We start from the raw sequence: 24,397 nt of genomic DNA on the forward strand, positions 1-24,397 counted from the left end.
ATGCCTACGAAGGAATTGCACCTTGTGAAGCAGGGCAGTGCTGCCAAGATTTACGTAGACCCCAAGGGGAAAGATTATGAGGGATTACGCCGGGTGGCACAGTCTTTTGCAGCAGATGTTAAACAGGTAACAGAGGTTGAGCCTGAGATATATACACAATTGAACGAATTGGATGGAACAGTCATAATCACTGGATCGATAGGGAGTAATGATTTTATCGATGATTTAATCGCGGAGGGAACCGTTGATGTATCGGTCATCCAAGGTAAAAGAGAATGTTATAAAATTCAGGTGGTTGAACAACCCACAGCGGAAGTGGACAAGGCGCTCGTCATTGTAGGAAGTGATAAACGGGGGACGATTTACGGGTTGTATTCGATCTCCGAAAAGATTGGAGTTAGTCCTTGGGTGTACTGGGCGGATATTGTGCCGGAGAAGAAGCCGGCATTGTCCATTCCTGATAACCAGCTTCATGTGATCTCCAAGGAGCCTTCGGTTAAATATAGAGGTATTTTTTTGAATGACGACTGGCCGTCTTTAGGTTCTTGGGTAACTCAAAGATTTGGTGACTTTAATGAAGATTTCTATGACAAGGTATTTGAACTCATTCTTCGCTTGAAGGGGAATTATTTATGGCCGGCGATGTGGAGCGCCGAATTCAGCCTGAATGGTAAAAGCAGCCCGATTGCCAACGCCAAGCATGCACAAGAATACGGAATTATTATGGGGACCTCCCATCATGAACCCTTATTCCGGGCAGGCAGTGAATGGCAGAAGGTATACAGCCAACACGGAACAAGTAACCTATGGGATTTCGCCCGTAATAAACAGGCGATTACAGATTTCTGGGAAGACGGAATCAAGCGCAATCAGGACTTTGATAACTTGATTACCCTAGGCATGCGGGGGGAAAGTGACTCTGCGCTGGAGGGCTCCGACCAGGAGAATATTGATCTGCTGAAGGACATTATACTTACGCAAAAAGAACTATTGAAGAAATACAATCTTGAACATGCGCCGCAAATTTTGGCCGTTTATAAGGAAGTTGAGAAGTACTGGTATGGCACTGCCGGGGTGGAAGGGTTGAAGGACTGGGATGTTCTGAATGACGTTACGATCCTGCTTGCTGACGATAACTTTGGCAATCTCCGCAAAATCCCGACAAAAAACGAACGTAACCGCAGCGCAGGATGGGGGATGTATTATCATTTTGACTATCATGGTGGTCCGCATTCCTATGAATGGTTAAATACGACCCCGCTTGAAAAAGTCTGGGAGCAAATGTGTATGGCATACGATTATGGCATCCGTGATGTATGGATTGTGAACGTCGGGGATTTGAAGCCTATGGAATTGCCCATTTCCTACTTTCTGGATTTGGCCTACGATTTTGAGGCTTGGGGGACAGGTGCAATCAATCGGACTGTGGAATACACCAACCGTTGGGTAGAGCAGCAATTCGGATATGTGCTGGAACAAGAGACATGTCTGGGAATCGCACAATTGTTAGGGGATTATATCCGGATGAACGGTCGGCGCAAGCCTGAAATTATTTATCCGTCCACCTTCAGTCCTATCCATTACAATGAGGCGCACAGAGTTCTGGAGCAAGCGGTGATGATCGAGAAGGCTGCCGGCAAATACGATGAGCTAATCCCGGAACAACTAAAGGATGCTTACTTCCAGCTCGTATATTTCCCTGCTGTTGCCTCGGCCAATGTGGTCAAAATGCAAATTTATGCTGGACTGAACCATCTATACGCTAAGCGAAATAGTATGTTGGCAAATACTTACGCTGCTCTGACCCACGAAACCATCGAACGGGATAAGTATCTGGAGCTGGTTTATAATAGCGGAATTTCGGATGGAAAATGGCAGGGAATGATGAGTTCCCCTCATGTAGGGTATATACATTGGAATGCAGAAGGGTGGAAATATCCGGATGTAAACACCTTGACGCCCGCCAGAGGTTCTTTAATGATTGTCGATGTGGAAGGAACGGAACAAGCGTATGTTTCCGGCACAGCTAATCTTCGGGTATTTACAAATCTCCAAAAAGAAAACTATCGCATCACAATCAGTAACGGTGGAGAAGCGGGTTTTGAATATCAGGTGCGGAGCACCGTAGATTGGATCAAGCTTGAGAAAATACGCGGCTGGATTGAGGCAGGGGAGACGCTTCAGGTTTCCGTAGATTGGGAGAAGGTCAAAGAAGCATCGACGGGCGAAATTACGATCTCCGGTGCCGGGAATATAGTTAAGGTGAAGGCAGCCGTGGATTGGATAGACATTCCGGATATGCCACCGATGACATTCATCGAGACCCATAATATCGTGTCCATTGAAGCGGAGCATACCATAACTCGTGTTTCGAAATCAGGGGTGGTATGGAAGACCATTGACAGCTATGGACGTTCTTTATCCTCGGTTAAAATGTTTCCGGATGCTGTATCTTTTGAACAACCGGAGGATGCACCTTGTCTGGAATATCGGATTCTAGTGCAGCAGGACACCGATTATAGCTTAACCGCGTATATTGCGCCGACAAACAATCTGTCACAAACTAGCGGGTTAAAATATGCGATAGGTTTCGATGATCAGGCACCCGTGATTAAGGATGCTTTACCAACGAACTTTGAAGGCGGCAATCATGATAATGAACCGTGGTGCCGTGCGGTTATGGACAATATTCATGCTGTAACCACCAGCCATGCTTTAACGAGGGGTCTTCATACCCTCCGCTTTTACGGATTGGATGCGGGTCTGGTTCTGCAAAAGCTTGTATTGTCCGCTGCCCAGCTTCCTTATTCCTATTTAGGGCCGGAGGAGAGCTTTTATACTAGCGGGACGGCGTCCATTCTTAGTTAGGTTGAATTAATAGGGCGAACAACTGGGTTGCTTCGGATCCTCCGTTATTTCAGGGCAGATGACGGAGGATAACCCTTTATATTTTTGAAAACGTTGCTGAAGTAGGCAACATCTTGATAACCACAGTGCGCTGCCACTTCGGACACATTAAAACCACCTGCCGATAGAATCATCTCAGCATTGTTCACCCGCACCTTGTTTATAAATTCTTTACAGGTGGAGCCAGTGTTCTGCTTAAATAGCTTACCAAGATATACGGGATTTAGGGCAACCCAATCTGCCAGCTCCTTGATCGTAACTTCCTCCGAATAATGATCCATGATATAGGTCATCACTTTTTGGATTCTTAGATCTATCAGAGGTGTTTCTTGATGGTGGGCGATACTTAATAAGCGGTACACAATCAGTTGAAAGATGGCCCGGGCCTTCATTTTGTAGAAAGGTTGTTTGCCCATCCAGACATGTGAGAATTCTTTAATATCCTCTAGAATCTCTTTAGTTCTCCAATTCCTAGTTACAGTCTCAAAAGGGAGCTGCACATGATTGTCCTCACCCTCCCAGAAGAAATTGAAGGCAAAGGAACGCATGGGTGCCTCCTTGAAAGTCTGAGCTTCCCGAATGCTGCCAGAAGGGGCATAGAGCATATCCCCGGCTTCAACCGTGAATTTCTCTCCATTAATAAAATAGTCAGACTTTCCTTCTACGATGAAGGTAAGATCATGGAAATCAATTTTACTCCTCGTAATCTCCCAATCCGGGAAGGATCGGCGATCAACGAACAAAAAAACACGGGGAACAAGATTTTCGTATTTGGTAATGTCCATTTCTACCACCCCTCTGTCCTTATAAATAGATCCGCGCTAATGCCGATTGGTATATTATACAAAAATGAATCCGATTAAGAAATGGGATTGTAAATTGACTTTGCGCAATCAGAAGAATACAATAGTTTTATGACTATCGAACAATATTCCTTAAAAGATGATGAAAAGCGAGTGAAGATTTTTAAAGCATTAGCAGAAGTGAAACGAATTGAAATGATTCGTTATCTTCATCTCCATAAGGAGAACAATACATGTGGGTCCATTGGTGAATCTATGGGAATGGACAAATCCAATGTGTCGTACCATCTGAAGATTTTGTATGAAGCTGATTTAGTAAGTGTCACACGTATGGGGCAGAATAAGATTAGCCAGCTTCGAGAGGATACGTTTAGCGAATTATTACCGGGTTTCTTGGACAGTTTATAATATGTCCGGAAACCTATAATTTTTTCTTGATAGTTTGATAGTTTTATAACTATTTGATAATCATGTACAGGGTTTGGTTAATAGTTATAGGTAGCAGCAAAAATAAATATTAATGGAGTAGTGATCTATGAATCAGTTGAAAAATAAACAGGTCCTGTTAATTTCACGTCCTGTAGGCATGCCAACCCAGCAAAATTTCGAGTTCAAAGATATTCCTGTAGTTGAAGCAAAAGAAGGACAAGTTGTTGTACGTACGTTGTATTTGTCAGTGGATCCTTATATGCGCGGAAGAATGAATGATTCTAAATCGTATATTCCTCCGTATCAGCTTAATGAAGTCATCGCTGGAGGACTTGTGGGAGAGATCGTAGAATCCAAATCGCAGCTATTCAAAGCTGGAGATAAAGTCATCGGTATGCTGGGCTGGCAGTTATATAATACTGTAGATGCTAAAGCAGTAACCAAAATCGATGATTCGATTGCACCTGTATCGGCTTACTTAAGTGTTCTAGGTTTAACAGGGCTCACTGCATATTTCGGTTTACTTGATATCGGGCAGCCGAAAGAAGGAGAGACTGTCGTAGTGTCTGGAGCAGCGGGTTCAGTGGGGATGTTTGTTGGACAGATTGCCAAAATCAAAGGCGCTCGTGTCGTTGGGATCGCAGGTAGCGATGATAAATGTGACTATTTGAAAAAAGAACTTGGCTTTGATGCAACCATTAATTATAAAACAACGGAAAATTTAGGCCAGGCTTTGGAAGAAGCATGTCCAAAGGGTGTTGATGTTTATTTTGACAACGTGGGTGGATCAATTTCAGATGCTGTGATGAGCTTGCTTAATGATTATGCACGTATTCCCCTATGTGGCGCTATTTCTTCCTATAATAGTACAGATGGAGATATGGGTCCACGTATTCAGAGCAGATTGATCAAAACCCGCTCCCTTATCAAAGGATTCGTTCTTAGTGATTACGCAGCCCGCCAGTCAGAAGGACTTCAAGAGCTTGGAAAATGGCTAACAGAAGGTAAATTAAAATATGAAGAAACAGTTGTTGAAGGATTCGATAATGTGGTTGAAGCATTCCTGCAATTGTTCCATGGTGCGAACCTCGGGAAGATGCTTGTTAAGGTGAGCGACTCCGAATTCTAAAACAACACAAACAGCTCTGGTAGAGATTTTTATATATCAGGGCTGTTTGTATTATCACCAATCAAATCCGTTCAGACCATACCCTGTTTGGACTTCATGCATTTAAGATTGTATGTGCGGCCATAGGCTTTTGCATATTTGACGATTCGCTCAATCATGCTGGTGTCATTCAGTTTGGTAAACGGGCACGGATCGGGGGCAGTATTTACTTCCAAGATCCATGGTTTAAGGCGTCGATCCAAGGCAATATCCACACCGATTTCCTGCAGGCCGGGATAGGCTGTGCTCAGCTGTCTGGCGGAGTTCACTCCGATTTGTTGCATGGACCGGATCAACGCGCTACTATTCTCTACGTTTGTGTAGGATTCTAATAATGCCTCTACCGGATAAATCGTTCCCCCTTGGCTCCCATTCGTAACCACTTTGCGAGGATGAGCTACGCGACCCGCAATGCCTGTAGCTTCCCATCCACCCTTAAGATTTCTTTGCACCATAACCCGGATATCAAATGGCCTTCCCTCATAAACCAAAAGCCAAATCCCTTTTTGCACCAAATAGTACTTTCCTTGGGTCTCGCTAGAGATTGCCCGATAAGCCATCTCGTAATCAGAAAATGTATGTTTATGCGTACCGGACTGATAGCTGTAGGCTGGTCGTTTTTTGGAGGAATGATCTTGCGATCTTTCAATCCGGATTACACCCTGTCCCAAAGATCCACAGCAGGGCTTAATGTACACCATTTTATGTTTTTGCAACATCTCATAGAGTACGTTTTTATTCATTTTTTTCGTTACCGGGATATACTTCCTTAGCTCTTGTTTTCTAAGCAGTACCCTTGTTTTCGTCAGCTTATTGGATATCCGCCGTCTTGGCTCCTTCATTTTGTTCCTCCGTTCTATATATCTATAGGCTATATTACGGGAATACGCAGTTTTTGCTTGGGCAAACACAGAATAATAGAACACATGCAAAGAATTCTACATATGAATATTGGAGGCATTTATTAAACTTGGGCTGCAGCATGCGGTCAACGGGAGGCGGCTATGATGCTGCTCGGGAAATTGCAGAATAAGGTGCAAGAAGTAATGGACGAATACCCTTGGTACAAGGGGCTGATCGATGGGGAGAAAACGAATTATAACCTGCAGAACTTACCTCTTATGTCTTCGAAAACACTTGAAACCTTCTATTATAACCAACCCATCGATCCTTCTTGGACTGTTTATAGGACGTCTGGTACAAGCTCAGGCCGTAGAAAAGCAATCCTCTACTCTGAGGAAGATGACAAACACTATGTGGATATTAAAACGAAGCTATTCGGCGAGCTTATTGCGGGAAGCGGATATAACAGAGCGTTGGCGGATATGGGCACTGGACATGCAGCAAATACTGCGCTGACCATTTTTGAAAGGTTAGGATTGGAGAAAAGTTCAATACCCTTTGAACTGCCAATCGAACAGCATATTGAACAGCTTAAAGCTTTTAAACCTGACTTGCTCTATACGATGCCGTCCATCCTTGACCATATCGTATATGCTGCCGGAAACCCGCGTGAATTCGGAATTCGCAAGATTATTTTGGTAGGGGAAATTGCTCCGCCTGAGTGGCAGCGGAATATGGCTGGCTTGTTTGGTATTGATCCTAGAGATATCATCGATACTTACGGCTCCATTGAAATCGGTACGATCGCTTATTACTCCCATGATCATGGCAGGTACATTTTTGCCGACGGAATTTTTGCGGAAGGAATCGGGGTTCAGGAGTTAGACGAAGAAGTAAGGCCGCTTCGGAACAATGAAAGTATTCTGGTGCTTACCTCAACTGTCCGCAAGATGCTGCCAGCTCTTCGTTTTGTTACTTATGACGTTGTAAGGGATTTTAGGCCTGTGATGATAGACGGGGTTGAACAACAAAGCTTTGAGTCCATTGTAAAAAGAGTGGGTCAAGAACTGAAGCACGGTGAGAAGATCAGCCTGTACGATATCGAGCAGGTCGTATACCGTCATATTGAAGATGCGATCATTCGGGTCAAGGTAAAAAACAATGCGCTCTCTATTTATATCAAGAGTAAATCTGTGAAGCCCTCTATTATTCCGGTAATCAAAGAGGAAATCAGGGAGTGTATTCCGGAAATCGGGATGATGATTCGCAACCATCTGCTTGATGATATTGAGATCATTATAGTAGCTAAAGGGGAGTCGCTGGCCAGCGGGCAGGTCAAGAACAAGAAGTTATATTATCAGAAGGACAAAGCTAAGGTGGACATAAATATCCAAGGCGGTATCTTGTCGACTATCGGAAAAACGCCATTAATCAAGCTGAATAATTTGTTCCAGAACAGTGAGTTCGAAGTCTACGCAAAAATGGAACTGCTAAATCCGGGAGGAAGTGCGAAAGACCGTCCAGCTCTGCGGATGATCCATGAGGCATGGAAGGAAGGGAAAATCGGGCCGGGAACTACTATTATTGAGTCAAGTTCGGGAAATATGGCGATTAGCTTGGCGATGATTTGCCAATATTTAGGGCTGCGGTTTATTAGCGTGGTTGATCCAAGAACTACCACAACAAATCTGCAGATTCTGAAAACATTAACTGCAAAAATTGACTTTGTTAGCGATCCCGACCCCGAGACCGGTGAATATCTGCCTGCTAGACTGAATCGAGTGCAGCGACTCTTGGAGGAAATACCGGGCAGCTACTGGCCGAATCAATATGCAAACGCAAATAACTATTTGTCCCACTACCATACGACCATGAAAGAAATCGTGACTGAGCTTGGCGAAGTAGATTATTTGTTTTGCAGCGTAAGTACATGCGGCACGATTCGAGGTCTCGCGGAATATGTAAGGGATCATGGTCTGAAGACTAAGATTGTTGCCGTCGATGCGGAGGGAAGTACTATTTTTGGTGGCAACAAAGAGAAACGGCGGTTCCCGGGACTCGGTGCTGGCATCGTACCCCCTTTCTGCAGAACGGATTTAATCGACCGTATCGTGCATGTCTCAGACTTGGATATCGTAAAAGGATGCCGAGCACTCGCTCAGAATGAATCGATTCTGGCCGGTGCATCCTCAGGGGCTAACCTTGCCGCTGTTAGGCGTATGGAGCAAGAATTGGCTCCAGGATCTGTCTGTGCGGTGATCCTGCATGACAAAGGGGAGCGTTACCTCGATACGGTATACTCTGACCCATGGATTCAGAATGAATTTGGGCAGGAGTTCTCGGCTGACGGTGGAGATGTCCTTGCTTAACGAGCGGCAAAAGGAGGTTGTGGAATGCTGTATTTAAACGATCGGGACATCCGGGAGGTGGGGCTTGATTGGCCTTCTCTCGTGGAATCGATAGAAACTACGGTGCGCATACTTGATTCTGGAGATTACGCGCAGCCCGTAAAACCTTATCTAAGGTATAAAAATCCTCAAAATCGTATTATTGCAATGCCCGCATACGTAGGGGGGAACGTGAACGCAGCAGGGATCAAATGGATTTCCAGCTTCCCGGATAATATCCAGGTTGGTCTTCCCCGCGCGCATAGCATCATTGTCTTGAATGATCCCATTACGGGCGAGCCTATATCCGTCCTAAGCTCTCCGCTCCCCAGCATCGTAAGGACAGCTTCCATCAGTGGACTGATGATTGGCTACTTTTTGCAGGCACGTTCACTTGAACGGATTTATCTTGGCATTATCGGCTGGGGACCAATCGGGCAATATCATTTTCAAATGGTTATGGCATTGTACGGAGATCGAGTTGAACGTGTCCGCATCTTTGATATAAGGGAAGTAGATTTGTCAGACATCTCATCTATATATAAGGATAGGATAGAAGTGGAGGAGACGTGGGCGGACGTTTATCGAAAGTCCAATATCTTTATCACCTGTACCGTATCCAATCATAGATATATCGATATGCTTCCGGCGGAAGGTAGTCTTCTACTGAATATTTCACTGCGTGATTATAAACCTGAGGCATTAGCTTCGGTGAAGTCCATAATCGTCGACGACTGGGATGAGGTGTGCCGCGAAAATACTGACATACAGCAGCTCCATCTGAAACATGGGTTAACTCGTGCCGATACCCGAATGATTACCGATGTCGTCTCGCGCCATTGCCTGAATGAACTCAGAGCCGATGAGCCGATTTTCTTTTGTCCGATGGGGATGGCGGTTTTTGATATCGCAACAGCGGTATACTTCGTGAAGAAGGCTAGAGAAAAAGGGATCGGGACTGAGCTACAGTAAGGTTGTAGGCATACGTTCGCTATGGGATTTTTTATAGATTTTTCTGATGTAACTAGACTATGATCCGTCACTTTTAAGGGTGGATTGCTGTCTAGTTTTTTTATTGTCTTGTTAACGTTCCATTCATAATACTCTGATAATCTCTATAAGTGTTAGGCGGATGATCATCCACCCCAATAAATGATGACTCGGAGGATAATAATGTTGACACCTATGAAAAAAAGGCTGATCGCTGGTCTGACCCTATTGGCTGTGATTAGTGCCGGCTTTGGCGCAAGCTTGGTATTTCCCGGGAAACAGGCCTCGGCTGAGAACCAAACGGGTCAAACCGGACTGCCGGCAGCGCAAATTGAAGCATTTGCCAATCTCGATGATACCGCGGGACTGACTAGCTTCGTTGATGGAATTATGGAAAAAGATATGAACCGGCTGCAAATTCCGGGAGCGGTTATCTCCATTGTAAAAGACGGCAAGATTATTTTGGCCAAAGGTTATGGCAGTTCCAATCTGGAAGAAGCGGCACCGGTTAATCCGACAACCAGCATGTTTCGAATCGCTTCAACAACAAAGCTGTTCACCTGGACAGCGGTGATGCAAATGGTCGAACAAGGTAAGATAGATCTGGACACTGATATTAACACCTACCTGAAATCAGTGAAGATCCCTGTTACTTATCCTGAGCCGATCACGATGCGCCATTTGATGACACATACAGCGGGGTTTGAAGAGGGTGGAGTGGGTTATCAAATCACTACCGACCCTGCCAAATTGCCGGGATCAATCTCGGAAACACTCAATAAGCATATGCTGGCACGGGTAAGACCCCCCGGAGAGATGAGTTCTTATTCGAACTTCGGGGCTACTCTCGCGGGTCTGATTGTGGAGGAAGTCAGCGCTGTTCCTTACAATGACTATATACAAAAGTATATTTTCGATCCGCTCGACATGAAATATTCGACGGTGGTAGAGCCTTTGCCGGAGTCATTCATACCCAATCAAGTTGTAGGGTACACGAGTGAGAACGGTAGCTTTATTCCTGGCACACTTACCTTCGAGGGCGGCTTTCGTCCTGCCGGCTCGGGTACAGTATCAGCAGTAGACATGGCGCACTTTATGATTGCCCATCTGCAGAACGGGAAATATGGTGACCAGCAGATTCTTAGAACGGAGACTGCAGAACTAATGCATTCAACGGCGTACCAATTCGATAAACGTATGCCGGGAGTAGATCTGGGGTTCTCTGAGAAACGCATCAATGGTCTTAGACTAATCACTCATGGTGGTTCCGACCCCATGTTTAATACGGAGTTTTATCTTGTGCCTGCCAAGCATGTAGGTATCTTTGTTTCCTATAACGGCGGTCAGGGCGGTGATTCCGCGGCAGGCCTAGTCCATGCCTTTGTTGAGCGCTATTATCCCGATCCTGAAGCGAAGCAGCCTGAATTCTCAACTTCTGCAGAATCTGTTCAGAAATATGCGGGAACCTATCAATTCACACGCCGTAACCACAGTGATATTGATAAATTTTTCAATTTTTTTGCCCAGCTAAATGTTAAGGTAAAGGACAATAAGCTATCTTTGGGAAGTGGTAGTGAACAACAGTTGTATAGAGAAATCGCTCCGAATCTGTTCCAGCTCGAGGGAGGCACCGAACAAATCGGCTTCCGCACAAATGATACCGGTAAGGTTACACATATGCTCTTAGGTATGGCACCGGAAATGCCACTGGAGCGTACGCCACTCTTGAATCAGAATAAGTTTTGGCTTATCGTACTTGGCGGCTCGGGGCTGATTTTCATCACTGCATTGCTTGGACTAATCTTCTCCAGACGCAAGATCAAGGCGATGACGCCTCCGGAAAAGTGGGCCATCCGCTTATCTGCGGGAACTGCTGGGTGGGCGCTGCTATCTTTCGTTACGATATTTATGGTGGTTATGTCCATGGATACGATGCAGAAGTTCAGCGGTATCAGTCTTTCGCTTTCTCTCAGTTTAGTTATGCCAATCCTTTTGGTTGGACTGACTTTAGCTTTGCTAATCTCGGCTATACTGGTTTGGAAGAATAAATACTGGACAGCTTTCAAGCGTGTGCATTATACACTAGTGGCACTTTCGGCTGTAGTGATGACTCTGTTTTTCTACTATTGGAACCTGTTGGGTTGGCAGCTCGGATAACTTCGTTTCTTGTCAAGAATATATCATATATAATGTAAGCTTAAGAGAGGAGGACAATCGTGGCTACTATACTTATTGCTGATGATGATGATAACATCCGAAAGCTAATGTCTTTGTTTTTGCGAAAAGAAGGTTTTGACCTCAAAGAAGCCAGGGATGGCACCAAAGCGCTGTCCATTATAGAGAACTCGCGAGTCGATCTCGTCATCCTAGATATTATGATGCCAGGATTGGATGGTTGGGATCTGTGCAGAGAAATCAGGCGCTCTGATGCCAACATTCCCCTCCTCATGGTGACGGCTAAAGGAGAATCTGCACATAAAGTGAAAGGTTTTCAACTCGGCACGGATGACTATCTGACCAAACCGTTTGATCCGCTTGAACTGGTGATGCGAGTAAAAGCTTTGCTTAAACGCTCGCTGGTCGTTTCTTCCCAGTCTGTGCAGTTGGGCAATGTGGTGCTTAACCGCCGCACTTTCCAGGTTACGCGTGATGAAGAACCGGTAACGATTCCTTTGAAGGAATTTGAGCTACTGTTTCTGCTGGCTAGTCACCCTAGGCAAATCTTCACAAGAGAACAGTTGATTTCTCAAATCTGGGGATTGAACTATGAAGGAGACGGCCGGACTGTAGATGTGCATATAAGCCGGTTGAGGGAGAAATTCTGCGGTAACGACGAGCAATTTCAAATCGAAACGGCCCGCGGCCTAGGATACCGGCTGATCCCTGCGCTATGATCAAGACATTGTATGTACGCGTCGTTCTCACGTTTCTAGGCATCATTATCTTTAGTCTGATCTGTTCCTTTTTCATTGGTTTGTATGTCTTTCAGAGACAAATAAGTTACGAGGGACAGAATGAAATGATCACAGTGGGGAAGGAGATCATTCACCGTTATGATGACGCCAAGCCTGAGGATACAGACGAGTTCTTGAATAGTATGGTTAAGGTATCTGCATACCCTATCCACTTGTATAATCATTCCGGGGAATATACCTTTTATGGGCTCAAGGATAGTCCGGCCGTCACTATCACCCCCGAGGCTGTGAAACAAGTGCTGCAAGGAAAACTCTATCGTTCCTCCGCAAAAGATAAGGATACCTTTATCGGGATGCCCTTTATGTTTAACGGGGAGTGGCAAGCAATGTTCTTGCAGTATTCTGCCGAGAACGAAAATATCGTCAATCGGATGCTGCTCTTTGTGCTTTTACTCGTGCTTTTACTGGGTAGTCTATGCATTCTTATTGCCGCCAGATATTTGGTGGAGCCGATCAAAGCTTTGACGAATGCGACAAGAAGGCTGGCCAAGGGTGATTTCGAGGTAGAGCTTAAAGTAAACCGAGTAGACGAAATAGGGGAACTGACACAAAGCTATGTGGAGATGGCCGGGGAGCTGAAGCAGCTGGAACAGATGAGGCAGGATTTCGTATCCAACGTTTCTCATGAAATTCAGACACCGCTTACGTCTATTTCCGGCTTTGCCAAGGCATTGCAGAACAATGATCTAATCGTGGAAGAGGAACGTTCTGAATATCTTGATATCATCATTGCAGAGAGTGAACGTCTGTCGAGGTTAAGTGATAATTTGCTGAAGCTCGCTTCCCTGGATTCTGAACATCATCCCTTTAATGCAGGTTCCTTCAATCTTGACGAGCAGATTAGAACCATCGTTGTGACCTGTGAGCCACAATGGTCAGCCAAAGGCATCGTTATCGATCTTGAGCTGCCGGAAGCTGTCAAAATTAAGGGTGATGAAGATCAGCTGAAGCAAGTATGGATGAATTTGCTGAGCAACAGCATCAAGTTCACACCTGAAGGCGGGAACATCCGCATTAGTATAGATGACAGTGCAGCAGATGTATCGGTCACCATCAGTGATAACGGGATCGGGATTTCCCCGGAAGAGTTCAACGCCGTATTCCAAAGATTTTATAAAATAGACAAGTCACGGAATGGAAACAACAATGGCAATGGCTTGGGACTTGCAATCGTTAAAAAAATTGTCTCCCTGCATCAGGGAAACATAGAAGTGGACGGTGTGGTTGGAGCGGGAACGACGATTATCGTCAGGTTGCCTCATAAGTGAAATTAAGGGTTTGTCTGATTCTTGGATTGCCGTACGCCAAACATAATGAAATCCTTGAATTGCCGGTCCATAACCCGATCTTCCTCCGTAACCACACCCCCCCGCTGATGAGTAATAATGACGGCTTTTTGTAAATACATGAAATACAGGTGGGTGGACTTGTGCAGAATGTCCAGCCACTTATTTTTTTCCTCCGGAGCGACTGATATGGACTCAAGGAGAATTAACCGTGAATACCAGCCTTCCATAGCCTGCTTAAAGTCAGGAAGTTCCGCGGGATTTTTGGGAAGCGTGCTGTAGTAAACTCCAAAAATGGCATCATAGTAGATCAGGGCTTCCTGCTGATCTCTTAATGCCAGATATTTATCGAGAATGTTCTCCAATGACTGTACAGGGTGTTTAAAATCAAAATCAAACAGCAGCTGTCCAAACATCCGCTCCAGATTAAGGACATAGATTTGAGCGGCTAACTCTTCCTTGTCTTTATAATGATGATACAAAGTACGCCGGGAGATGCCGGCTTGTTCCGCAATCTGTGCCATATCCGTGCGCTCAATACCTTGAGCACAGAATAAGCTAAGCGCTGTATCCTTAATGATCTCCCTTGTCATTTGCATTTGCTTTTCCCGCAAATTCATTGATTTTCTCTCCTGTCTTGTTGCAACTCTTCCGCTGCTTCTAGCACTATTTCTGAGCTGGCTTCGAATTCATGAGGAATTTGCTGCCCACTGAATAGGGGTTCTGCCGGTTGATCGCATCACCTAACCAATTCAGAAGCTTCACACCATCCTGTTCAGCCTGAAAGAAGGTCTCTCTGGTGGCAAAAGTGTGCGGAGTTGTACCCGTCTTAGCGTTCAGTCCATAGTCGGTGAGATAGTAATAATAATTAGGTAAAGTGGCTGCCAAAGAAGAAACAGATTGCCGCATTTCCTGTGACCACTCATTAATGATGCTTTGATCTCTTGGCCCCTTGTAATCGTTGATATTGTTCTGAAAGTGGATTAGAATCTCGTCAAATACCGAGTAGGATTGCAATATTATCGCATTCGCAGGAAGTAGATGGCCGTTCGCTTTAAAAGCTGCCCCGATGATATCCGCTTCAGGGGCATATCCGAAGTTCTTCACGAAGTCTGCCTGCCATTCCTGCTTCACAACATTTGGCCACTTGTCTGATTTCAAGAAGGAACTGTCTGAATATTGGAAAATCTCGGAGTTCTTGTAATGAGAGGCGATCTCGGGAGCCCAAAAAGCGGACCCGAAGCCACCGGCACTTTCGCCAGCAATCAGTAGTTTGCCGGGTTTATCCACGTTGGCATATATCCAATCGAGGCTGCTTCGCACATTATTGCTGCCGTTATAACGCATAGTAAAGGGGCTGCCGTCATCTTTTTTATATTCAACTTTGCGGTTGCCGATATGGAAGTCACCGGTTGAATAGGGAAGGTAGACCACATTCCAGCCATGAAAAGGATTGGCAGGGTTATCCGTATCCATCATGCCTCTCAGCAATGTCAACATATAGAAGGGGATGTTCTGGAAATAGTTGCCTGTATCTCCACCTTTAATAAAGTTCATAAGCTTGATGGGGTGTGCGGCACTTTGGGCATCCCAGCTGGCTCCGCCACCGGAAAAAAAGATGATCCAGTTATTATTTTCACCCTTTTTATTCCACAAAAAATACTCTGATCCATCACTTGATATGACATTTCCGTCTAGCGTGACTTTATTCCACTTGTAAGGCTTCACTTCCGCAATTACAGGGGTGGTAGTCGCCGGTCTTTTGATTACAAAAGCGCTGATTGCAAACATGGCAATCAAAACAAGGCTGAATAATCCAATACCTGTGAATATTGTGATTTTCCTCATTTTTCTCATATCCATCTCTCCCTTACTCGGAGTATACGTCAAGATCACTCATTACACAAGGTGTATACCTAAAATCATGAAACAATCGTGAGAAAATATATAAAGAGGTGTCCTCGCAGCCTTTGAACTGCACCCCGTCAAGTAGACAGCACAAAAAATAAAAGTAGTTTAAGCGGCCTTAGTCCTAAATTCAATGGGACTGAGGCCGTTTAGTTTTGCCTGTAACCGTTCGTTATTGTAAAAATGAATGTAGGTATCAATATCTGTTTGGAGTTCTTCAAAGGTCTGGTAGGAATGTAAGTAGTACTTCTCACATTTCAATGTTCCCCAGAAGGATTCCATCGGCGAATTGTCAATGCAGCAGCCTACTCGGGACATGCTTTGCTTCAGTTCTGCATCGTCCAGCATCTTTTTAAAATGCAGAGAGGTATACTGAAAACCACGGTCGCTATGGAGTAAGGTTCGGCTCTCCGGTGCTGCCTTCAAAGCTAATTCCAGTGTGTTAAAAACTAGCGAATTATTATTGGAATGACCCAGAACGTAAGCAACAATCGACTTGTCATACAGATCTTTTATTGCACTTAAATACGCCTTCTTGCCGTTTCCGTATTTGAATTCCGTTACATCCGTTACCCATTTTTGGTTTGGAGCTTCAGCCTCAAAATTACGGTTCAGCACATTCTCTGCAACCTGCTGCGGCGTGGAGCCTACATACTTCTTTTTCTTTCTGCGGATGACTGACTGGATGCCTTGGCATCTCATCAGCCGGTACACTCGCTTTGCGTTAATAGATTTATCCATTTGTCTGCGCAAATGCAGGGTCAATTGGCGATACCCAAAGGTTCGTTCCACCTTCTCATACAAGAGGAGCATAGCCTCTGTCAGTTTCTCGTTGTCTGCCTCTCGAGAACTGGGTTTGCGATTCAACCATTTGTAATAACTTGACCGTGAAATCCCTGCGATGTCACACAAAAGCCGAATGGAGCAAGACTGTTCCTGCTGAACGGCCTGAATGGCCAGGTAGATGTTCACCTGGCGAATGGTCCTTAACGTCTCCTCCTTTCGAGTTCCTCTAACTTTTTTAGAAAAGCATTCTCCGCACGCAGGCGTGCATTCTCGTATTCCAGCTTTTGCATCGCGAGTTTGTGGCGATCTGCTTCCGTAAGTTCTTCAGGCGCTTTAGTGCGTCCTCTACCGTCTCGTAACGCCTCTTCACCACCAGCTTCGTACTTCTTTACCCAGCTATATACTTGTTGGTAAGACACGTGAAAATGGCTTGCCGTCTTCGCATAGTCTTCTCTGTTCGAAAGGCAGTACAGCACGATATTTATCCGTTCCTGCCAAGTGGTTACGCGTCCTTTGGTCATAGCTTTAGTTCCTCCTGAATGAGCTGTTAAGCTGTTGCTATGACCATTATACTTCCTAATCCAGTTGGCGAGTTGGGTTGAACTTGCAATCTTATACTTGCAGATGATTTGGTTTTGCGACAATCCTCCCTCGAGATAGTCCTTAACGGCATGGAGTTTAAGTTCTGCAGAATATGTACGATTGTAGCTTCGGACTTCCAGCCCTTCGTATCCATACAATTGATAACGTTGCCGCCACTTCACTAATGAGTTTTTGGATATTCCATACTTCCGGGCCGCAGTTTTCAAACCAATGTCGCCCCGTTCAATTTCTTGGAGAATCGTTAACTTTTCCAGTGCTGTAAACTTCTTTTGTTCCATAAAAATGCTCCCCATACAGCGACAGGTTTTTATTATTTCACCTGTCTACTATATGGGGAGCATATCACTTTGATCCATGGCTACAGGGACACCCCGATTTTTGTATGTTACTTTATTTGTATGTTACTTTATTAATTTTGCTGCTTCGATTTCAAATGTTTTTAGTTCGTAAGGTTCAAGTATAAAAGTAATGACAGGTTCAGTGTGGACTTCCCCTTCAGGACGCTCCATTAGATTACACTCTTGCCACGAAATAATATTCAAGTCGCTAGTCATATCAATTTGCTGGCGGCTTCCGGAATAGTCGTGCACACGTACGATTAATTTTTGACCATCCTCAGACTTCTTGATCGCAGAAACCATAACCGTTTGAGTAGAAAGGCGAATAAGCGACTTGGTTGCTACTTCTGCTTGCCCCATGGTGCTCCGTAGAGGGTTGTTGACGGACCAAGCTTGACGGACGGTGTCACCCTGTAGCCAATCCCCAGTATGAGGCAGGATAGAGTAGGTGAAAGTATGTTCACCTTGATCCGCTTCAGGGTCAGGGTGCGTTGCCGATTTGATTAAGGATAGACGCATCACATTATCCTTGATGTCATAACCGTATTTGCAGTCGTTCAGCAAGCTAACGCCATAACCACGATCTGATAAATCTGCCCACTGATGCCCCACAGTCTCGAATCTAGCGTAATCCCAGCTAGTGTTCCAATGTGTTGGACGCGTAACATTACCGAACTGGATATCATAAGTGGCTTCGGTAGCTCGTATTGCAACAGGGAAAGCTACTTTCATTAGCTGTTGTCGCTCATGCCAGTCTACCTTTGTCACGAAATCGATACGACGATGGTGTGCATGTAAGATCATTTGCTGCTTAATCGTGGAATCCATATAACTCCATGTGAATTGTACAACACATCGCAGTGAACCCTTTTCTATGACTTCAATGCTGCGGCAGTCGGTGACTTCACGTTTCTTTTGCTGATAGTAGATGTCAATGTCCCAAGCTTCATGGGCTAGGGGTTTATCTTCAAACACTTGGAACACGTTACCGTGACTTCCGTTTGCTAATACTTGTCTTTGTTCATTTATATCATAGATGGATACTAATTGACCTTGTTCGTTCCATTCAATTTCGAAGTGAGGCGTTGAGATTCCTGATTCATTTAGCTTGAATGGAGCGCTTAGTGACTTAGAATTCACATCTTCTACGAAGGAGATCGTTGTGTATCCAAGAGAAGGAATGTTAGATACTTCAACGATCCAGCGGTCACCTTCACGCTGAGCTTGTAGTTGTTTTCCTTCTGAGCTTATCCAATGTCCTGTTTCCATCCCGGCTTCAACAGTAATTTCTACGAGTTCTGTCAGCTCCCAAGCAGCATTGTTCCAGATCGTATATTTACCGGCTTCATTTCCGCTCACAAGTGCCTTACTGGATTGCTCCCAGACAGACTGACCTATTGCTTCTGCTTGTGCATATTCAATAGTACTGTCTTCATATACTTCACGAATCGAAGAGCCCGGAATAATATCATGGAATTGGTTGCGCAAAATAATTCTCCAGCCCTCGTCTAAATCGGTCTGACGATAGTTCGACCAGTCACCTGTCATCACACTTTGCAGTGTATTTAGCCATTCCGCCTCACGGTATAGCAGCTCAAGCTTACGGTTCATCCGCTTATTGTAGGCTTGGCTTGTGTAGGTGCCGCGGTGATATTCTAAGTAAAGCTCGCCATCCCATACATGGACATAACGATCTGTATTTGCAACAGTTTCTTGCAGGGTACGGAAGTAGTCTCCCGCTGTTCCTGTTTCAATCTTCGGCAGACCGGGAAGATCGTTTAGCCGACGGCGCATCTCTAGCATTTCACGGTTCACACCCCCGCCACCATCGCCATATCCGTAAGAAAGTAACAGATTGCGATTCACTTCTTTATCCCGGTAAGTATCCCAAATTCCTTTCACAGTCTTAGGAATAATCCGGCCATTATAAGTGTAGAACCAAGAATCTTCTTCGGACCAAGGCTCAGGCGTTGTAATAAAGTGTGTTAACACCTCTGTGCCATCAATCCCACGCCATTGAAAGGTATCATGTGGCATCCGGTTATATTGATTCCAGCTAATTTTTGTGGTCATGAAGGTATTAATTCCTGATTTTTTTAGAATTTGTGGCAAGGACCAGCTGTAGCCAAATACGTCCGGCAGCCATAAATAGTCACATTCAACCCCAAATTCATTACGTAAGAAGCGAGTTCCATAGAGTAATTGACGGACTAGAGACTCCCCTGAGGTCAAGTTGCAATCTGCCTCAAGCCACATGCCGCCGCCAGCTTCCCAGCGTCCTTCAGCTACACGTTCACGAATATTTTCATAGATTTCTGGATAGTCATTTTTGATATATTCATAGAGTTGCGGCTGAGTCTGTAAAAAGGTATAGTCCGGGAACATTTCCATCAGACGTAGTACGGTTGAGAAGGAACGCGCACATTTCTCACGGGTGTGTTTCAATTGCCACAACCAAGCCACATCAATATGGGTATGGCCAATACAGGTAACTGTGACGGGTGAGGATTTCTCCATTTTGTTAATTTCATCACGCAAATAATTGCGGGCTTCCTCGATCGAAGCGTAGAAGTTGTCTGAACCTGGACGAGACCAGTCGATCAGAAGAAAGGAGCGGTCTACTGTACTCATAAGTTGTGTATATTCTGGAGTTTTGGCATCGAGTACGTTCAGCGTCTCAACTACAGCAAGCGCGGTAAAATAGAAATCATCCGTTGCTTCATCCAGCCAACAAATTTCAGCCATGCGAATGCCATGTGTCTGATCTTTTTTAGGGCCGCCACCTTCGAGTCCCGACCATAACCGGAAGGTCAGTGGAAGCTGAGTGCCTGTCGTTTCATTTGGCAAGAACACTTCGGTATGATTGGAATCCACACCTTGATAGGGTTTGCCGTTGAAAAAGAATAAAGATTCAAATCCGGAGTTGTTTCCAGCACCCGTCTCGCCAAAATCAAATCGACCCAGTACTTTACGGCCTGCCCAAGTAGCGGGTACGTCTATATTTGTCGTTAGCCATAAATACAAATCGCGGCCTTTCCAAGTATCGCCAACTCGTAGCTTAGACCATTCTCCATCCACGGGCGGTTCGGCTGCAATTTCACCTTGTTCGTCAATCATTGAGTTGAAAAAAGGAATGTGTATACGATCCCGGTAACGATATTCGGAAATTTCGTTTAGTTGGGAGTTGAGTTTGCGTTTGGTTAGAAACATGAGTAATAGCCCCTCCAATATGTTGATGGGGGACGAGGAAATTAAGATCTATTTGGGTTATTATAGGTTTGTTTGGGGGGTAGAAATCAACTATAGACGATTTTGTGTGAGTTGTAAACTCTCGGTGGAGAGAAAAGTTGGAGCGCTAGAATTTATAAATAAAAAATGCATACGCTTCCATTGCAGAAAAAGAAGTGTGATGTTAAGCTTCTAATCCTAAAGGTGATATTCAGAAAGAAGGTGGCTTTGTTGAATGTAAAGAAATTTTATCAAAACCATTTGCAGAAAAAACTGTTCAATAAAATTTTAGCTATATACTCTTCGATCATTATAATTACGTTAATTGCCTCATCCATTACCGTATATAAATACTATGAACAGACGATCACTCGCCAACATGTAGATGCCAATCGGGAGGTGCTGGATTATGTGAGTTTGTATATGAATCAGCAGTACGAAAGTATCCAAGTAGCCATCCAGCAAATTTATAGCGATGCCTCTGTAAGTGAGGATTTGTCCTACTTTTTGCAAAATGATTATGGGGATTATCTTAAATACCGTTTAGATCAATATGCAGACATAGGGAGCTCCGTTCCTCATACGTTCGATACTTATTTCAAAACCTATTTGAATCAGAAAAACGGGATTTATGACGTTATTTTATACAGCACAGAGAAAGAATTTTATTATTTATATAAAAATAATACCCGACAATTCTATTTGAGCGACATGGACGGTTCTAAGCAAAAGTTATCCTTACCGAAGAATGGCTGGGTCTCGCATGAAACCAAATTAGTGCTTAAGGAAATAAGAGAAGACAATAACAATTTGTATACAATGACTAGGGAAATTAAAGATCCGATTACACTGAAAACGATCGGGATGCTCATAGTAGATTTTGACGCAGAACTTATTTCAAAATGGCTTGGCACAAAAGTTGCAGAAAATAATGGTCAATTGTTGGTCTTAACCCCAAGCGGTGACGTTATATATGATTCATTGGGAAGGTATATGGGACAGCGATATCCACATCTCGATGCGCTTCATGCGGATGGCTGGACAACACTGGATGGGATCTCCAAGGTTAACTTAAATACAACGAATAGCTCAGGTCTTATTATGGCAGGGATCATTCAGAAGTCACAGGTCAACAACGAAATGAAAACGGTTCGAACTTGGATTATCGGGATTACCACAGCGCTTATTATTACTGCAATGTCTTTTACATACGGAATTATTTTACGTTTCTCTAAAAAAGTGAAGATCATTATCAAATCTATGAAGCGCTTACAGGAAGGTGATTTAAGCACACGTATTCACCTAAATCGAGAAGATGAATTGCAGCTAATTGCCAACAACTTTAACTATATGTGTGAAAGGTTAGAACTCTATATTAATAAAGTGTACATTTCGGAGCTTACGCAGAAAAATGCAGAGCTAGTTGCACTTCAATCGCAGATTAATCCACACTTTTTATATAACACACTTGAGGCGATTAGGATGCGGGCAATTACGCAAGGAGCGAAGGATGTAGGTCAGATGATTTACATTTTATCGACATTATTTCGAACGATGATTAAGAAAAGCATGGTCGTTACAATATCTGATGAGATTGAATACTGCAATTTGTATCTGGAGCTGTTTCAGATTAGACATAAAGATAGGCTCCAAATCATATCACAAATAAGTCCAGTTGCCATGAATTGTTCTATCGTTAAATTGCTCATCCAACCGGTCATTGAAAATTATATTGTTCACGGATTTAGACCTGACCGTTTTGGCAATCTCATCCGTATTGAAGTTACTGAATCTGGCGGGGAAATTCAAATTGCTATAAGTGATAACGGGAATGGAATTACTGCCAGCAAGCTGACAGAGCTACAGCAAATGCTTCAAGTCAGTATGAGAATGGATGAACCTCCTTCTTCGGTAGGCCTATGTAATGTGAATGAACGAATTAAACTTTATTATGGGACTGAATATGGATTAACGATCGCTAGTGAAGTAAATAAAGGAACAATAGTCATCATGAATATACCAGTAGTAAGGGAGAGTACTAATAATGCACAATATACTTATCGTGGATGATGAACCTCTTATTCTTGAAGGATTACGTTCAGTGATTGAATGGGAAAAATATGGATTGAGAATCGCGGGACAAGCGTCTAATGGGGAAGAAGCTTTAGAATTTCTACGCAATCATAATGAAGGGATCGACATATTAATTACTGACATTACGATGCCAAAACTTACGGGACTTGAACTGATTCAGCAAATAAAGGTTTTTGATTCAAAAATGAGGTTTATAATCTTGAGCGGGTATGAGCAATTTGAGTATTTAAAAGCTGGAATGAGTCTAGGCATTGAAAATTATATTCTCAAACCCATTAATATACATGAGTTGGAATCAACCATTGAACAAATTGTTGAAGTGCTGAATCAAGAGGATGTTGAACAATTTCATGCTAAAGAGGATTGGCAAGTTCTACGCAATAATATTCTAAACCGCTGGGTAACTGGCAATATAGGCCGGCAGGAGCTACAGCACCGTTCAAAAGTCTTAAATATCTCACTGGACTGTTCATTTTTTACGGTGGCTGCGATTCGGCTTATCACCGAACAGGATGACGATGAGGGCCAGGATAAACTCCATAGGAATCAGCTTATGGATGAATGTTATCGTATCGCTGTGAAATCATTAGAGCAACTTGGAACCGTTATTGTATTTATAGATATGGAAGGTGATCTTGTTCTTATTATTGCTGAGCGGGCTGAAGCTGAGAACAAAGAAGAGCTTTATTGTGTACTGGAGCAAGTGCAATGTGAGATTATGCATGAGTTAGAAAAGTCTGTCTGGATAACGATAGGAAGTAAGGAGCATGCTTTTCAGGAAGTCCCAAATAGTTATAAAAAGGCGAAGAGTTTATATGTTGATCATCTTATGCTACCGGGTTACCCGATTATAGATGTGGAACAACTATCAAAGATGGTTCTGCATGAGGAGAAGCTCGAAATTGATTATGAGGAATTCACCAAATTATTATTATCTGGAGACCGGGAGGCTACGAACCAATTTATCGCAGAAACGTTCGAAAAGCTGTTTGGCTGTGGCATGATTACCCGCATTGATAATTACAACGTAGCGATTGAGTTAATGTTGATTGCTAAGAAAATGGAGAAAAACTCTAATTTTAGTGCCGTGTTTAATCCATTGCTGCGCATACATACTATTGAGCAATTGGTGCACCATGTGCAGGAAAGTGTGAAAGAAACACTGGACCAATTATCATTAGTAAATGATGAGCTCAGTCCGAATATGAGATATATGGTTGATCAAGTAAGCAAACACTATAGAGAAGAGCTATCCCTGAAAACGCTCAGTCAGCGTATGGAAATGCATCCTAATTATTTGGGCCAGCTATTTCAGAAGGAAATGGGCCGTAGTTTCTCTGATTATGTTAATCAATTTCGAATTGAAAAGGCAAGACAATTGCTGCTTCAAACTACGTTACTAACCAACGAAATTGCAGCTGAAGTAGGATATCCGGATCCAGCATATTTCTATCGCCAGTTTAAAAAATCAGTAGGTGTCTCGCCGACAGAGCTTCGGAATATGTACAAAAAAGCAAAATCCTAAAATAAAGGAAATGTTCCTGAGTATCACGTTCAAGTACGGGCTTCATGGACGTTGATAACGAGAATGTTTCCTTTTTTTTGCTCAAATTTAAGGGGAAATAGACTTTTTAAATGTCCCTTCTGCTGTG

Annotated in this window: 16 protein-coding genes; 10 read left to right on the top strand and 6 right to left on the bottom strand. The window is 43.8% G+C overall.

Features of this window, described 5'->3' with window-relative positions; translation table 11 throughout:
- The gene (locus MHH46_RS10840) at window positions 1-2,868 is read left to right on the top strand and encodes a glycosyl hydrolase 115 family protein (RefSeq protein WP_076195014.1); all 2,868 of its coding nucleotides are present in this window, start codon (window positions 1-3) and stop codon (window positions 2,866-2,868) included.
- 44 nt (window positions 2,869-2,912) lie between these two features.
- Here MHH46_RS10840 and MHH46_RS10845 read toward each other — a convergent pair whose 3' ends face one another.
- Window positions 2,913-3,692, bottom strand: coding sequence for an AraC family transcriptional regulator (locus MHH46_RS10845; RefSeq protein WP_076195012.1), 780 nt, complete (start codon window positions 3,690-3,692; stop codon window positions 2,913-2,915).
- Between the two features lie 129 nt (window positions 3,693-3,821).
- Between MHH46_RS10845 and MHH46_RS10850 the strand changes: the two genes are divergently transcribed.
- Both MHH46_RS10850 and MHH46_RS10855 read left to right on the top strand, forming a co-directional pair.
- Window positions 3,822-4,118: a helix-turn-helix transcriptional regulator gene (locus MHH46_RS10850; protein ID WP_038569940.1), complete on the top strand. Its 297-nt coding sequence runs from the start codon at window positions 3,822-3,824 to the stop codon at window positions 4,116-4,118.
- Window positions 4,119-4,245: 127 nt separating this feature from the next.
- Window positions 4,246-5,268, top strand: a complete 1,023-nt coding sequence (locus tag MHH46_RS10855) for an NADP-dependent oxidoreductase (RefSeq protein WP_076195010.1) — start codon at window positions 4,246-4,248, stop codon at window positions 5,266-5,268.
- 71 nt (window positions 5,269-5,339) lie between these two features.
- Here MHH46_RS10855 and MHH46_RS10860 read toward each other — a convergent pair whose 3' ends face one another.
- Entirely contained in the window at window positions 5,340-6,149 is an 810-nt protein-coding gene (locus MHH46_RS10860) for a YheC/YheD family protein (RefSeq protein ID WP_076195008.1), read from the bottom strand.
- A 165-nt stretch (window positions 6,150-6,314) separates the two neighbouring features.
- Here MHH46_RS10860 and sbnA point away from each other — a divergent pair, with 165 nt between their 5' ends.
- The 5 genes from sbnA (at window position 6,315) to MHH46_RS10885 (ending at window position 13,770) form a co-directional block, all read left to right on the top strand.
- Window positions 6,315-8,519, top strand: coding sequence for a 2,3-diaminopropionate biosynthesis protein SbnA (gene sbnA, locus MHH46_RS10865; RefSeq protein WP_367946841.1), 2,205 nt, complete (start codon window positions 6,315-6,317; stop codon window positions 8,517-8,519).
- A gap of 24 nt (window positions 8,520-8,543) precedes the next feature.
- A complete protein-coding gene (locus MHH46_RS10870) occupies window positions 8,544-9,509 on the top strand; it encodes a 2,3-diaminopropionate biosynthesis protein SbnB (protein ID WP_076186487.1) in 966 nt (321 codons plus the stop codon).
- Between the two features lie 201 nt (window positions 9,510-9,710).
- A complete protein-coding gene (locus MHH46_RS10875) occupies window positions 9,711-11,684 on the top strand; it encodes a serine hydrolase (protein ID WP_256717258.1) in 1,974 nt (657 codons plus the stop codon).
- A 59-nt stretch (window positions 11,685-11,743) separates the two neighbouring features.
- Entirely contained in the window at window positions 11,744-12,421 is a 678-nt protein-coding gene (locus tag MHH46_RS10880) for a response regulator transcription factor (RefSeq protein WP_076100805.1), read from the top strand.
- On the top strand, window positions 12,418-13,770 hold the full coding sequence (locus tag MHH46_RS10885; protein WP_076195006.1) for a HAMP domain-containing sensor histidine kinase: 1,353 nt from the start codon (window positions 12,418-12,420) through the stop codon (window positions 13,768-13,770). Before MHH46_RS10880 ends, MHH46_RS10885 begins: the two co-directional genes overlap by 4 nt.
- Window positions 13,771-13,772: 2 nt before the next feature.
- Here the strand turns inward: MHH46_RS10885 and MHH46_RS10890 are convergent, their stop codons facing one another.
- The 4 genes from MHH46_RS10890 to MHH46_RS10905 all read right to left on the bottom strand — a co-directional run bounded on the left by MHH46_RS10890 (window position 13,773) and on the right by MHH46_RS10905 (window position 20,633).
- Complete coding sequence (locus tag MHH46_RS10890; protein WP_076195004.1) at window positions 13,773-14,408, bottom strand: TetR/AcrR family transcriptional regulator; 636 nt, start codon at window positions 14,406-14,408, stop codon at window positions 13,773-13,775.
- Window positions 14,409-14,454: 46 nt separating this feature from the next.
- Window positions 14,455-15,645 (bottom strand): pectin acetylesterase-family hydrolase, encoded by a 1,191-nt coding sequence (locus MHH46_RS10895; protein WP_179086337.1) that lies wholly within the window; start codon window positions 15,643-15,645, stop codon window positions 14,455-14,457.
- A 159-nt stretch (window positions 15,646-15,804) separates the two neighbouring features.
- Window positions 15,805-17,363 (bottom strand): IS3 family transposase gene (locus MHH46_RS10900; protein WP_143762803.1). Its coding sequence is split into 2 segments (ribosomal slippage): window positions 15,805-16,730 and window positions 16,730-17,363, totalling 1,560 coding nucleotides; the frame shifts between segments, so codons are not numbered across the junction.
- A 123-nt stretch (window positions 17,364-17,486) separates the two neighbouring features.
- Window positions 17,487-20,633, bottom strand: coding sequence for an alpha-mannosidase (locus tag MHH46_RS10905; protein ID WP_076195206.1), 3,147 nt, complete (start codon window positions 20,631-20,633; stop codon window positions 17,487-17,489).
- 249 nt (window positions 20,634-20,882) lie between these two features.
- Here MHH46_RS10905 and MHH46_RS10910 point away from each other — a divergent pair, with 249 nt between their 5' ends.
- Window positions 20,883-22,721, top strand: coding sequence for a sensor histidine kinase (locus tag MHH46_RS10910; protein ID WP_175617386.1), 1,839 nt, complete (start codon window positions 20,883-20,885; stop codon window positions 22,719-22,721).
- Entirely contained in the window at window positions 22,696-24,270 is a 1,575-nt protein-coding gene (locus tag MHH46_RS10915) for a response regulator transcription factor (protein WP_076195203.1), read from the top strand. The genes MHH46_RS10910 and MHH46_RS10915 overlap by 26 nt, the downstream gene beginning before the upstream one ends.
- Window positions 24,271-24,397 lie beyond the last annotated feature (127 nt).

The organism is Paenibacillus sp. FSL H8-0175, from assembly GCF_045040615.1.
GTDB lineage: Bacteria > Bacillota > Bacilli > Paenibacillales > Paenibacillaceae > Paenibacillus_AQ > Paenibacillus_AQ odorifer.

Bases quoted from the DNA above. Each gene is read 5' to 3' on its own strand.
- MHH46_RS10860 (WP_076195008.1), bottom strand. From the start codon at position 6,149: ATGAAGGAGCCAAGACGGCGGATATCCAATAAGCTGACGAAAACAAGG.
- MHH46_RS10855 (WP_076195010.1), top strand. From the start codon at position 4,246: ATGAATCAGTTGAAAAATAAACAGGTCCTGTTAATTTCACGTCCTGTA.
- MHH46_RS10915 (WP_076195203.1), top strand. From the start codon at position 22,696: ATGCACAATATACTTATCGTGGATGATGAACCTCTTATTCTTGAAGGA.
- MHH46_RS10890 (WP_076195004.1), bottom strand. From the start codon at position 14,408: ATGAATTTGCGGGAAAAGCAAATGCAAATGACAAGGGAGATCATTAAG.
- MHH46_RS10885 (WP_076195006.1), top strand. From the start codon at position 12,418: ATGATCAAGACATTGTATGTACGCGTCGTTCTCACGTTTCTAGGCATC.
- MHH46_RS10905 (WP_076195206.1), bottom strand. From the start codon at position 20,633: ATGTTTCTAACCAAACGCAAACTCAACTCCCAACTAAACGAAATTTCC.
- MHH46_RS10870 (WP_076186487.1), top strand. From the start codon at position 8,544: ATGCTGTATTTAAACGATCGGGACATCCGGGAGGTGGGGCTTGATTGG.
- MHH46_RS10850 (WP_038569940.1), top strand. From the start codon at position 3,822: ATGACTATCGAACAATATTCCTTAAAAGATGATGAAAAGCGAGTGAAG.
- MHH46_RS10895 (WP_179086337.1), bottom strand. From the start codon at position 15,645: ATGAGAAAAATGAGGAAAATCACAATATTCACAGGTATTGGATTATTC.
- sbnA (WP_367946841.1), top strand. From the start codon at position 6,315: ATGCTGCTCGGGAAATTGCAGAATAAGGTGCAAGAAGTAATGGACGAA.
- MHH46_RS10840 (WP_076195014.1), top strand. From the start codon at position 1: ATGCCTACGAAGGAATTGCACCTTGTGAAGCAGGGCAGTGCTGCCAAG.
- MHH46_RS10845 (WP_076195012.1), bottom strand. From the start codon at position 3,692: ATGGACATTACCAAATACGAAAATCTTGTTCCCCGTGTTTTTTTGTTC.
- MHH46_RS10875 (WP_256717258.1), top strand. From the start codon at position 9,711: ATGTTGACACCTATGAAAAAAAGGCTGATCGCTGGTCTGACCCTATTG.